The sequence below is a fragment of the Sphingopyxis sp. genome (assembly GCF_035565275.1).
Lineage (GTDB): Bacteria > Pseudomonadota > Alphaproteobacteria > Sphingomonadales > Sphingomonadaceae > Sphingopyxis.
Map to the genome: position 1 here is coordinate 13,231 of NZ_DATMST010000012.1, position 12,264 is coordinate 25,494.

At 60.7% G+C, this 12,264-nt stretch carries 11 protein-coding genes; 8 read left to right on the forward strand and 3 right to left on the reverse strand.

Annotated features, from left to right (window positions below):
- Positions 1-210: 210 nt before the first annotated feature.
- The gene (locus tag VN047_RS00760; RefSeq protein WP_325539029.1) at positions 211-702 is read left to right on the forward strand and encodes a hypothetical protein; all 492 of its coding nucleotides are present in this window, start codon (positions 211-213) and stop codon (positions 700-702) included.
- Positions 699-1,211, forward strand: coding sequence for an RNA polymerase sigma factor (locus tag VN047_RS00765; protein ID WP_325539031.1), 513 nt, complete (start codon positions 699-701; stop codon positions 1,209-1,211). The genes VN047_RS00760 and VN047_RS00765 overlap by 4 nt, the downstream gene beginning before the upstream one ends.
- Before the next feature lie 128 nt (positions 1,212-1,339).
- Here the strand turns inward: VN047_RS00765 and VN047_RS00770 are convergent, their stop codons facing one another.
- A complete protein-coding gene (locus tag VN047_RS00770) occupies positions 1,340-2,467 on the reverse strand; it encodes an HNH endonuclease (RefSeq protein ID WP_325539033.1) in 1,128 nt (375 codons plus the stop codon).
- A gap of 210 nt (positions 2,468-2,677) precedes the next feature.
- Between VN047_RS00770 and VN047_RS00775 the strand changes: the two genes are divergently transcribed.
- The 4 genes from VN047_RS00775 to VN047_RS00790 are packed head-to-tail and all read left to right on the forward strand — an operon-like array spanning position 2,678 to position 5,591.
- Complete coding sequence (locus tag VN047_RS00775; RefSeq protein ID WP_325539035.1) at positions 2,678-3,310, forward strand: Eco29kI family restriction endonuclease; 633 nt, start codon at positions 2,678-2,680, stop codon at positions 3,308-3,310.
- Positions 3,311-3,351: 41 nt separating this feature from the next.
- On the forward strand, positions 3,352-3,774 hold the full coding sequence (locus VN047_RS00780; protein ID WP_325539037.1) for a very short patch repair endonuclease: 423 nt from the start codon (positions 3,352-3,354) through the stop codon (positions 3,772-3,774).
- Entirely contained in the window at positions 3,771-4,949 is a 1,179-nt protein-coding gene (locus VN047_RS00785) for a DNA cytosine methyltransferase (RefSeq protein WP_325539039.1), read from the forward strand. The genes VN047_RS00780 and VN047_RS00785 overlap by 4 nt, the downstream gene beginning before the upstream one ends.
- Complete coding sequence (locus tag VN047_RS00790) at positions 4,950-5,591, forward strand: Eco29kI family restriction endonuclease (protein WP_325539041.1); 642 nt, start codon at positions 4,950-4,952, stop codon at positions 5,589-5,591. It begins immediately after the preceding gene.
- Here VN047_RS00790 and VN047_RS00795 read toward each other — a convergent pair.
- A complete protein-coding gene (locus tag VN047_RS00795; RefSeq protein WP_325539044.1) occupies positions 5,588-7,720 on the reverse strand; it encodes a Z1 domain-containing protein in 2,133 nt (710 codons plus the stop codon). The two genes, VN047_RS00790 and VN047_RS00795, sit on opposite strands and share 4 nt — an antisense overlap.
- A 295-nt stretch (positions 7,721-8,015) precedes the next feature.
- Positions 8,016-10,814 carry a TrlF family AAA-like ATPase gene (locus VN047_RS00800; protein ID WP_325539046.1) on the reverse strand — a complete coding sequence of 933 codons (2,799 nt, stop codon included), beginning with the start codon at positions 10,812-10,814 and terminating at the stop codon, positions 8,016-8,018.
- A 162-nt stretch (positions 10,815-10,976) separates the two neighbouring features.
- Between VN047_RS00800 and VN047_RS00805 the strand changes: the two genes are divergently transcribed.
- Entirely contained in the window at positions 10,977-11,201 is a 225-nt protein-coding gene (locus tag VN047_RS00805; RefSeq protein ID WP_325539048.1) for a hypothetical protein, read from the forward strand.
- Positions 11,202-11,809: 608 nt separating this feature from the next.
- Entirely contained in the window at positions 11,810-12,259 is a 450-nt protein-coding gene (locus VN047_RS00810; RefSeq protein ID WP_325539050.1) for a DUF2958 domain-containing protein, read from the forward strand.
- Positions 12,260-12,264: the final 5 nt, after the last annotated feature.

Below are 12,264 nucleotides of genomic sequence, written 5' to 3' on the forward strand. Positions count from 1 at the left end.
CCGGGCCGCTTGCCGGGACTCCCGGATTCTGGCATAATCGTCAGCACGGAATGGAACGGCTGGCGGCCATTTCGGGGATAAACCTGCCAGGCATCATGTAGGTCCGGCTGCGTGTCGGACGGTTGCTGATAGCCGCTCCAGCGGCGCCACAGCGAACACCGCTTGCCCATCCGCGCGCAATCGCGCGGACCGCCGCGGTGCGAGCTGTAAATGACACTCCCAACCACCGACGTTTACGCGCGCGAAATCGTGATGGCGCGCGTCGGCCATCTCATCCGGCGCAAGCAGCGCGAAATCGAACGTATCACCCGCATATTGCGCGGCCTGTTCGACCCATCGCAAGTTCAGGCGCCCGAGCTGGGACGGATCACGCGGATTATCCTGATCGGTCCCTATGCGCGGCGATCTTGGTACGAAGACAGCCGGACGATCGAATTTTCCGATTATGAATTCTGGGTCGTCGTCAATCATCCGCTCTTCACTGACGAGCATTGTTGGCGGCGCGCGCGAGCGACGATCGACCGCGAACTGGGCAATCGATGCACGGTTGATGTCGAGATTTACTCCAAGTCCGATCTCCGCACGGCAAAGTCAGAACGCGATACGTTCATTCTCGACCGGATCGAGGCCGGCATTACCCTCTATCGCGCTTCGCGGGATGCGCCGCTGTCCTCGCGCGAACATTGGGAGGGACGGCCATGACCGCCCCCGGTCCGTTCACTTCGTTCGAGGAATTCTACCGCCGCGAGAATCCGCGGCTATTTCACTTCTTCAGGCGTCGCGTGGGGCGCGAGGAAGCCTCCGACCTCACACAGGAAGCATTCACGCGCATGTTGCGGACCGGCGCATTCGAGCGTGTCGAAAATCCGCGCGCATACCTCTTCCGCGCTGCTCACAATCTCGTGATCGAGCGCGCACGCCAAGGGAAACGGAAGGGAACAGGACTGTTCCCTTTCGATGACGAGCGTGATGCGCCCGCCGGCCCAGAACAGACCTTGGCGATAGAAGCATCGGATTTGCGGCGGGGCTTGCGGCGGGCGCTTCTTGCCATGCCGCGCCGCACGCGGCGCATTTTCTTGATGCATCGGCTGCGCCGCCAGACCTACCGCGAAATCGCTGCCGAAATCGGCATCCGGGAACAGGGGGTCGAATACCATATGATGCGCGCCCTCACGCGATGTCGAAAGGCTGTAGCGTTTCAACGGTGGTAGACTTAAGGACCGAGACGACGGCTTCGCGCCCAAGTCCGCGAGAGAAATCTCGGCTGATTTGCCCCTGATGCCGGGTGGCAGGGCGAGAAGGGCCAGCCGTGCGCTCCGCTTGGAGGGGCGTCGAATTATCAGGTCGCAGAGGTTTCAAGAGACATTCGCCGATGCTCGGCTCGGTGGCAGCTCGCGCACAGACATTTAAGGTCTGCAACGGTGGTGCGATGCCCTGCCGACATTGTCGCGACGGGGGTGGCGTGATGAATCTCGAAGACACTTTCGGCAACCGCGACCGGGAAAATGTCGTACCAGTCAACAGCGCACGCCGGGTTCTCGCAAATCAGCTTTCCATCATGCTCGCGGCGCACCGCGTCGCGCTTCGCCGCCGCAGCTGCCGGATCGCGGCGACGCTCGGTTCGCAGGTGCCGACTGAGTTTGACATCGCCCTCGGCCCACTCTTGCTCGTCGGGATCGGGAAGTGCATCATCTCCTGCGCGATTAGCGGGCAGGTAATTACGGTCGTCGCTCTTGGGGACCATGCGAAAACCAGCCGCCTCGAGGAGCTCGAAGCTTGTTTGGCCTGGAGCGACGTTGAAATGTCCGGGAAAGACCTTGATGCCCAGCGCAATCTCGAGCGCTAAGCCAAAGACTTTCTCTGGGGCAAGTCGTGTGCCGCCGGTGGCGATTAGCTCATAACCGGCTGTCTCTGGAAAATTGGACGCTTCCGAGCCAGCAACCAGCCGGTCAACCGCTTCCCGAATCTGTAGCGTGGTGACGCGGCCTTGCGTCTTCGCGGTAAGCGGAACGATCGAGGGAGGCTGAGGCTTGCCGGGCGCTTCCTCGCGCCGCAGTCCAAGCATCTCGATGATTTCCGCGCTAGGAAGCCTGAAGTCGAACCGGATTTGCTTCGTCGAATTGCCGCCTTTCGTGCCTTTAGCTTGTCCAAAGCGGCGCATCCGGACCCGTATCTCACGGGCGAGTTCGTCTGGCCGCAAGGAAGCGATTTCGACGCGATCAACGAGCAAGCGCTCGCTTTCGGGCAGGTGCCTCGCGGGAGCGCTATCAATCAGCACGCGATCAAGCACTTTTCCAAGTCGTCCCGAGCGACGACAAATTTCGATCAACGCCAAGGCATAGCTGGTATTTCGCGCCGGCCTTCCTCCCGTGGCGCCGCCTCGGCTGTGAAGAACAACCGATTGGCCATGAAGCTCGATCCGTGCGTCATGAGACTGCTCGCCATCTGGCCCAATCGTGAAGTACATATCCGGATGATATCGCTTTGTCGGCCCGACGAAAAGCGTCCGCTATCTCCGCATCCGCTCCGAAGCCGCCCATTCCGGCATGCGCGTCTTCATGGAGATTCAGCGAGCAAGCTTGCCCAACTGGGTGCCGGCGCGATATCGCGCGCTTCAATGCCAAGAGACTCGAGTCCCGTTGACCCGTTCGATCCACTTGCGGTGGAGAATGTCGGCGTGACTCTCGCAATCGAACTCATGGAGCAGCCGCTTCACTCGGTCCCTCCGCAAACGAAATTCGGCGGAGCCGGCGTATATGCCCTCTACTACGGCGGCGACCTTGACGCCTACGCGCCTCTTGTCGCGCTCGATAAAGCCGAAGGCGGGTGGCGGATTCCCATTTATGTTGGTCGGGCATTGCGTGAAAACGCGCGGAAGGGTTTCACCACTCGGCCGGTGACCGAGGATGCCCTGCATGAGCGTATCAGGAAGCATGCTCGATCGATCGCGCAGACCGAGAATTTGACTCTGTCCGACTTCCGCTGCCGCTACCTCGTGCTGAACGACGCCTATATCAGCCTCGCCGAAAGTGTGATGATCGCGACTTTTCGTCCACTCTGGAATGGGATGGGGCTTGGGAGCAATCAAACGGGCGGCCCCCGCATGGCTGGCCAGGCATCGCAATGGGATTCGCTTCACCCCGGCCGCAAGGGCCGACCGGCCGGCACGCCCGAGAGCCGGGCGCTCGCGGCACAGGCGGTCAAGAATGTCATCGCGAGCCTTGGCGATCCTCGTGATGACCCAAGGACCGAGGCGATGATTGAGAAAATTCGTCGCCGGGCGCCAGGAGATCCGCCATCGACCGGCTGATCCGGCGTTGAACGGCTTTCGTGTGCGAGCGTTGACCAGGTATGACTGACACACTCACTCGCGCTGAGCGCGGCGCGCGCATGGCCTTGGTCAGGGGGCGTGATACCAAACCCGAAATGATCGTCCGTCGATTGTTGCACGAAATGGGCTATCGCTACCGCCTTCACGCGAAGGACCTTCCCGGTAAGCCGGACATTGTGTTTCGTGGACGCAAGAAGGCCATCTTCGTCCATGGCTGCTTTTGGCATCGTCATTCGGCTCTGGGGTGCCGCCTCGCTCGCCTCCCAAAAAGTCGCCTCGATTTCTGGGAACCGAAGCTCGAGGCGAACCGAAGGCGCGACGAGGCGAATGTCGCTGCGCTGGGGAAAATGGGGTGGAGTGTGCTTGTCTTGTGGGAATGCGAGTTGCGCGACCGTGAACAATTGGGCAACAAGCTATCAGAATTCGTTGGGGAGTCACCATGAACGCGATTGAACTTTTTGCCGGTGCCGGAGGCCTTGGGCTAGGGGTGACGCGCGCGGGATTCAAGACACTCGACGTTGTCGAATGGGACCGTTGGTGTTGCGACACCATTCGCCAGAATCGGGCACGCAAGGCGGCCGGAATGGAATATTGGCCAGAGCCCCGGGAAGGTGACATTCGTAAGTTTTCCTTCGATCAGTTCGAAGGCAAGGTGCAGCTCGTCACCGGCGGCCCGCCGTGCCAGCCCTTTTCGCTTGGCGGACGGCATCGCGCGCAGCAAGATCATCGCGACATGTGGTCCGAGGCGGTACGTGTCGTGCGGGAAACCCAGCCGACAGCCTTCATCTTCGAGAATGTTAAGGGTCTCACGCGCGCTACGTTCGAAACCTATTTCACCTACATCTATTTGCAGCTTTCTTATCCCGAAATCGCTATGCGCGACGAGGAGACTTGGCTCGATCATCGCGCGCGTCTCGAACAACATCATAGCTCGAAGGGCAGCTCGGCGCTCTCATATCAGGTGATGCCGCCCAAGGTGCTCAATGCCGCTAACTTTGGCGTGCCGCAGAAGCGGGAGCGGGTCTTCTTTGTCGGCTTTCGCGCCGATACCGGCATCCAATGGTCGTGGCCGCGCGAGACATATTCGCGCGAGGCGCTGATCTGGGATCAAATTCATGGCGACTATTGGGATCGACACAAGGTCGCGAAGCGGGACCGCCCGACCGCACCCCGTACATCGCCGCTCGCTCGCGACGAGAGACCTGAAGGCCAGGCATGGAAGACCACGCGCGACGCGTTGGTGGGATTACCCGACCCCGAACTCGCGCCTGGTGCGCGATCGAAGTTCACGGATCATCGGTATCAGCCTGGCGCGCGAAGCTATCCTGGACATACGGGTAGTCCCCTCGATGAGCCGGCGAAGACACTGAAGGCCGGCGTGCATGGCGTTCCTGGTGGCGAGAACATGCTACGACGTCCCGATGGCTCCGTGCGCTATTTCACAATCCGCGAGAGCGCGCGTCTCCAGACCTTTCCGGACGAAATGCTCTTCCATGGCTCATGGAGCGAGACGATGCGACAGCTCGGAAACGCGGTGCCGGTCGATCTCGCGCACACGGTGGCGGACTCGGTCGCTGGGCATTTGAAGGCCATGGAAGCGCGTACGGGCAACGCTTGAATGACCGACGTCTATAATCCGCTCGACAAAATCAATCTTGGTAAGTCTGTCGCGGAAGCCCTGCTGGACTGTCCGGCGCGTCCGCTAGGTTCGATAGAGCCATTCGAAGGGGCCGGTATTTACGTTCTCTATTACGATGGTCCGCATGCGGCTTATGCTCCGATCGCGGCGGCGAACGCGAGCGCCGCTCGTTGGCCGATTTACATTGGCAAGGCCATTCCGTCGGGCGGCCGCAAGGGCGCGAGCCTCGCCGCGAGTGCGCGAGGGTCAGCCCTTTACAAGCGGCTGGCCGATCATCGTGATAGCATTCGAGAAGTCGAACTGGGATCGGGGTCGCTCGCCGTCGCCGACTTTCAAGTCCGTCATCTGGCCGTCGACGACATCTGGATTCCGCTCGGAGAAAGCCTGCTCATCGCTCAATTTCGCCCGGTCTGGAACATCGCTCTCGATGGCTTCGGAAATCACGATCCAGGCAAAGGGCGCTACGGCGGGCTACGCCCGCTGTGGGATCATCTCCATCCCGGACGTCCTTGGGCGGATCGGTGCGCGGCGCGGGAGGAAACGCTCGACGAGGTGCGCAGTCGGATTGCCGATTTTCTCGTCGCGCACCCCTTCGACGATGGCGAAGGCGCCGAGAGCTAGGCGGCAACCTTCGCCGCAAAAACGCAGGACGCCGCCTGCGCGGGACTTGCGAGCATCGGCCACCAGAAGGGACCTGCTTTCCAGCCGAGGGCGGGACCGCCTTCCTGCCTGAGCAGAATGATTGCTGGCGCGTTGCGGTCCGGCGTTGTCACCAGCGCGCGCAGTTCGGGAGTGCCGAGAATCGAGAGGCCCGACCGATCCCCCGATCTCGCGCGGTCGAGCCTGCGTCCCGTTTCCGCGAGGACGAGTACCGATCCGTTGCTCTTCTCCGCGTAGTAGCGCAGTAAGCTCTTCATCGCTTTCCAATCAAACGTGTCATCTTCCGGAAGTACCAGCGTCGGCGCGACCGCATCAATAAGCGCGAGGGCGGCGTCGAGGCCTATGTCGACGAAGGTCTTGCTATCCGTCGCGGCCGCAGGGACGAGAGCGTCCACCTGCTTCATTTCGCGCGTTAGGTAGGTCGCCGCGATCGTGTCGAAACCCGTTGGCAGCAACACGCCGTTCGGGCGGACCGCGACGACGTCGCTCATCGTTATCTTGCTAGGCGCGCACGGGACGAAGCCTGCCGTCGCGTCGCTCTGAATGAATACGACGCCACTGTCATGCGCGCCACTTTCGAAGGCCTCGCGGAGCGCGACTTCAAGCGCGTGAATCTTGGACAGGCGTTTGTGAACGCCCGCAGAGGTGTAGAAGCGCGTGACCGCGAGATCATCTCGCGGCCTCGCTCCGTACATGCGCGAATGCTGCAGCACCGTGTCCGCCTGCATACGTTTGGGGTTGCGGCCGTAGTAAAATGCAATGAGGTGCGGCACCGTGATGCCGCGATCCAATATGCTGCCGCCAATGAAAATATTGGCCTTTGCACGGAGCTTTAACTCGGCCGTTTCCTGGTCGAGTAGGGGCTCGAGCTGCGTGTCGGAGTTCACCCGCTGGGCATGGAGTTCGCCGTCGGCGATAAGTTGGCATACGTCGGCGAAGGCCTCATCGGCGCTTGGCATATGGCCATCGTTTGCGAGAACGGAGCGCGAGATATCGGCGTAGGCTTCGTCGAATACCGCGCGAAGCCGCGCGTCATTGTCTTCGACCGCCAACTCGAACGCCGCGATAAGCCGCTGGACAATCTCCCATTGCCAGTCATGCGCGGCGCGCTGGGTGTCGTTGTGAATGATCATCGCGTATTTTAGCGGGCGCTGATCAAGCATTTGCTGCTGTCGGCGGCGGACCGCGACGGCTAGCAGGAAGCTGAGCAGGCTTCGGCGCAGGATCTTGACGTTCTCGCTGGTCCAAAGGCGGTCATCCCGGATGGTTCGGCCATCGATTGAACGCAGCGCGTCATGCTCGCGATCGTCGACTGGAACATGCAGATAGTAGCAAGGGTCATCCGCCCCGCATCCACCAAAATAGGCCTCACCTCCGACATAGCGGTCATGGATCGGCAGCAACTCGGTGAAGGCCGGCCGCTTCGGAAAGAATAGCTCTTTCGCCTGCGAGGCTTGCTCGTAGTTTTCGGGCTGAAGATACAGAGCATATGGCGTCGCGGTCACTTGCAAAAAGGAAATGCGTGGAAGCATTTCACGAAGCGCGTCCATTTGCGACGCGATCCGGCCTTGGTCATATTCGTCCTCACCCTTTTTTTTGGTGAAACGAACGCTCGCCATGTCGGCTTCGTCGTCGACGAGAATAACCCTTCGACCCTTGAGTTCCGGATACTGCTCGTCAAAAAAGTCCTGAACGCGATCGAGGTTATGTACCTGTTTCTTTGCGACAATGATGATCTTGCGCCGTAACTCCGATTTGGTCAGTCGCTCTGGCGCGCTCATGATGTCGAAGAGAACGATCTCGTCCTCGTCGATAAATTCCTTGAAATCGCTGCCAATGCGTTTGACCGTCTGGCTCGCGAGCGTCTTTGTCCCCTTCGTGAGGACGATGGCGATGTCAAAGTCCCGGTCAAAGGCACGCGCGATGATGCCGAGGAAAGCTCGCGTCTTTCCCGACTGGATCTTTCCCAGCAACATGCCGGGCCGCGCGGGATCATCCGCCGTTTGGAGCTGATCGACAACCGATTCAACGCAGTGCTGGAGCGCTTCATCGTCGCCGCGCGCGTCGCGGAGCCGCGAATAAAAACCCATATGACCCCTCCATTGTGGGAGGGACCCGCGCCGCCTCCAAAATCTCTTCGAGACGAACTAGTCGCGAATAGCTCGCACTTGAAGACCAATCGCGCGATCACTTCCAATTCGGACCAAAATGACGGTCAGCAACCCCATAACCTCATTAGCCTGCTTAAGCCCGTGGTGCCTCACCACGCGCGAACTCCGCCTCGAAGCAACGCAGCTGCGGATATCACTCGCACACGGCTCCTGCCTCCCGCCAAGACTCGCCCAAGCCTCGGCTGATAGGCAAAAGTGGAACACCCGTAGCCCGTCAGAAGCCGTACTTCTCCCGGCGCAGCCGGAAGGCGTTTTCGCCGCCTTCCATGATCTGCTTAATCGCTTCCCGTGCCGCAGGCACGTCGATCGCCCCAACGCCCTTAATCGTACCGCGCGATTGATCCCCCGTGGTTCGGTATCCGAACCACGCGACAAGCTCCGCGTCGCCGTTCACAACGAGATTGGCGTTATGGCTTGCAAAGACGATTTGACGGAGCCGTTTCGCATCCCAGAGTTGATTGACAATTTCCAGCATGACTGGGTTGTCGAGGTCCTCCTCGGGCTGGTCAATTATGAGAGGCGGCCCAGGCTGATTGAGCAGTGTTTTCAGAAGTGCCGTCGCCTGCTGGCCGGCTGAGGCGTTCTTGAAAGGAATATACTCTCCTTCCCGTGCCCGGAATTCGTAGACCGGCACCGAGGCGATCGGCGTCAGCGACAACGCCAGCCAGTTCTCCGGTGTTAAATGCTGCGCGATCCTATCAACGTCGCCAACGTTGAGTCCGAGATCCAGCAGAGTGATCGCACCCGGCCTCGCGCTTGGCGGGCCGCGCTCGGCATCATAGTCTGCCAAACCTTCCAATTCCGCCAACGCCGCCATCCAAGATGCTTTTGGATCAGCTGCGCCCGTGATCCCGTCGCCCAGCGCATCGAGCTTCGCCGATTGAACGCGCGAGCCCTGCAGCGCCGAGCGCAGTGTGCTAACGAAGGCGACGGGATCCGCGTACCGCTTGACGCCCACACGAATCAAGCCGCCCGAGCGGGTTGTCAGCTCGGAACATTCGCGGTCGACCAGATCGTCATGCTCGGCCTGTGCTCCCAGCCATTCATCGCGCGCGGTCGTGTAGTTCTCGTCTGCGGTAGCCAGCGTCACCAGCATCTCGCGCACACGCGTCGTTTCATCGGCGAGTTCGGCTACGCGCGCCTCAAGCATTCGGAGCTGCTGCAGCTTTTCTGTGTGCGACGATGACCGCTCCATCGCAGCGCGGTATCCATCTTGAAAGGCGGCATGGCCCGCCTCCCACACTTCCCAGGGGCCAGCGGCCTGCTCTCCGCCTTCGATAAGGCTCGCCGCCGCCGCCATTTCTTCGAGCGAAGTTAGCGCGGCCTGCAACATCGTGTCGTATTGCGCCCGGGCAAGATCGAGCGCTTCCTTCATCGCGGCGGGTTCTGCCGGCACGGGCTGTATAGCGGCGCGCTGGGTTTGAACGAGCTGGCGTAGCTCACGAGCCTTCTGGCTGATCGTGCCTGCCCCTACTTTCCATGACGCTACGAGGGAGCTCGCTGCGTTGTAATATTGGCCCTGCTCTAAGAGCGCGTGATCGGCGTCCGATAACCCTGAAAGTGAAGTGCGGATCGTATTCGCCTGCTCTGCGATCGAGCGTTCTTCTAAGACCCGGTTTTGCAGCGTCCGCGACAAATCCCGGAAACGCTGGCGGGTGGCATAGGCCTCCCGGATACGATTCGCCCTATCGTCCGCTTTCCGCTGCAAACGGTCGAGATCGCCTTTGATCGGCGCAGTGATAAAGCGGGTCAGTTCCTCGATGCGGACACTCACATCGCTGAGCTGCTTCTGGCTGTAAGCTTGTATCGGAAGTAGCGCCCGAACCTCCTCTTCGGTGCAGGGCTGCAGAGCGGCCGTACCGATCTTCATCTGAACACCGCCGTTGGCACTTGCCCGGCGGACGAGATGGGGAACCCCATTGAGGACATACGTCACGTCAACTGTGGCACCGTGCGGCTTCAACGTACCGTCGATCAGGCGCAGGCGCCGCGCCTGATAATTAGGTGTCGCGTCTTCGTCGCCGCTTGGCGGCTGATCACAAAGCGCCCAGCGGATATATTCCAGTACAGTGGACTTGCCGGTGCCACGACCGCCGATGAGCGAACTATATTGCGGGTTGAAGTCGAGATCGAGAGGCCCGAGGAACGTAGAATTGCTGACGCTGACGCTGGCAAGGTACGTTTCCGGTACATGAGGCGAGTCATGCGCGATGCGGGATTCTTGCGCGAGGCAGGCCTGCCGGAGAGCTTCCGCAGTCGGGGTCGCCCATTTCAGCCAGGTCGAGGGTACGCCAAGCGTTGTATGATCGTCGCGGCGCGTGTCCGAGGTTTGAATACAGGCGATCCGCTTGTGACCCCATGCGCCATCGATGCCTGCCAGCTTGTTTTTCGTTCCCTGCCGCAGATTGGCGAATAACCCATCGCTGTACCCGCCAACACAGGGCATCTCGATATACTTGTCCGTTTGACCGGCGCGCAGCAGCGAATGCTGCCCCTCGTCGGTTACGTTCGGCAGAACGATGTACCGGCCGCGGAGATATTCATGCGCGTCGAGTCTTGCTTTCAACTCCGAAAAGGTCGTGATACTTCCGAGGCGCACGACGTCCCGGACCTTCGACTGACCAGCATCATTTTGCGTGATCGCCAGCGCATTTATCGCCAGCGAGAACATATCATTGGGAAAGTCAGCATCGAAAATGATGATAGCTTGACACGGAACACCAAGCGTCAGCTCCATGCCAGGGAACACGATGAGCTTAGTTTCTGGATCGAGCGCCGTACCGTCTTCCGCCAGTTCTTCCTCTGCCGCCCTCCGGATGAAGGGTAGGAACGTCATGCAGTGATGATCCGTGATGGCAACCGCCTGTAGCCCCTTTTCTCTGCAGGCAGCGACAAACCGACGAGCGTAGACGAGCCGCTCTTCGTTTGTGACAGCATCCGGTCCCGCCCAGCGAAGATCGCGCGGCGTGTGAACTTGAAAATCGCTTCGGTAGAAATGTGCGCCCTTGTCCAAGGCCAGCCCCCTATCTCTTGAATTTACGTTCTACGCCAATGGAATGCAGAAGCAAATCTGTTGACGAGGGTGTAATGACTAAACTTGAGAACAACAGAGGCTAACTCTTGTGCCCCAAAGTAATATGCTGTTTCCTTGCCAAACTGACTTGAAGAGGCGGATGTGGCCGCCTATTCTCCGGGTTCAAGTTTGAGGAGGAAACTTCGCGCAAAACGACTCACGGCTATCGCGGCGTGGATCGCTATCACCATCGGGTTCACCACCACGGTCACCATTCAGGTGGCAAAAATGGAGGTCCATATGGATGCACACGTCGAACTTATCGTGCAAGGAAAAGCGGGCGCTGACGTGATCCCTGGTGGGGTAGCTAATCCACGCAAGCGATAGGGTGATGTTCGTTGTAGTGAGGTGCCTCATCAAGGTCGCGCCGGGGAGAGGTTCGATTCCTCTTCGTCACTCCAATACATAGATCGATAATCTTCGTTTACTCCCTTCGCCCTTGCGCAGGAGCTGACCGCCCAGCCGCCGCGCCGGAAATTGTGCGCGGTTGAAAATGGGCGCTCGCTGCCGGCGGCAGGCGCCGACAGGGATCGCGCGTCTGCCCTGACCGCGCTGCGCACTCGGCCCGGCGATCTTGACGGTGCAGCGGCTAAGCACATCTGCGCACGCACGCCCCACCGCCTGCGGCCGGTCTGAGAGCGCGTCTCTTCTAACGATCCGCCGGCACGGCGAATAAGTCCTCGTCGCTGACGATCATGTCGGCGCCGCGTTGAACGCGGCGGCGTTGTCGATCGGCCTCCCGTCTGTCGCTGGGTTGGCCGGCTCTCCCCTCTGGGCGCGTCCCGGCATCCCGCAAGCCGCTGGGCGGCTCTTCCTCTTCGTTCCAGCCCTTCGGGTGCGGGCCGCCTTCCTGGCCGCGCCCGGCAGGTCGTTCTCGCCGCCCACCCCCGCTCCGCCGGGGGCCTGATGGTTAGGGGGCGGGAATGGAGGATGACATGGGAAAGACCAAAAAGCGCCGCGTTGGGCGCAAGCTCCTGACCGCTGAACTTCATGACGCTTTGCGCGCGAATGACGAGACCCGGCGTGCTGCCGTGATGGCCGGTGCGGCGGAGCCAGACTTCGTGCCGGTCGTCAAATTCTTCTCGCCGGTCGGCTCGGCGACATGGCTTGCGACCGAATTGGATGAGGATGGCGATACGCTGTTCGGGTTGGCCGATCTTGGGTTCGGCTGTCCTGAACTCGGTTCGTTCAGCCTGTCCGAACTGGCGTCGGTGCGGCTGCCCTTCGGTCTCGGCATCGAGCGCGATCTGGGCTTTGCGTCCGAGGTTCCATTGTCCCGCTGGGCGGCTGCCGCTCGCCGTGCAGGTGCGATCATCACCGCCGAACAGAATTTCCGCCGTGCCGCGCGTGGCGACGAACTTCCGAAGCCCGAGGGCCGAGGCTGACGCGG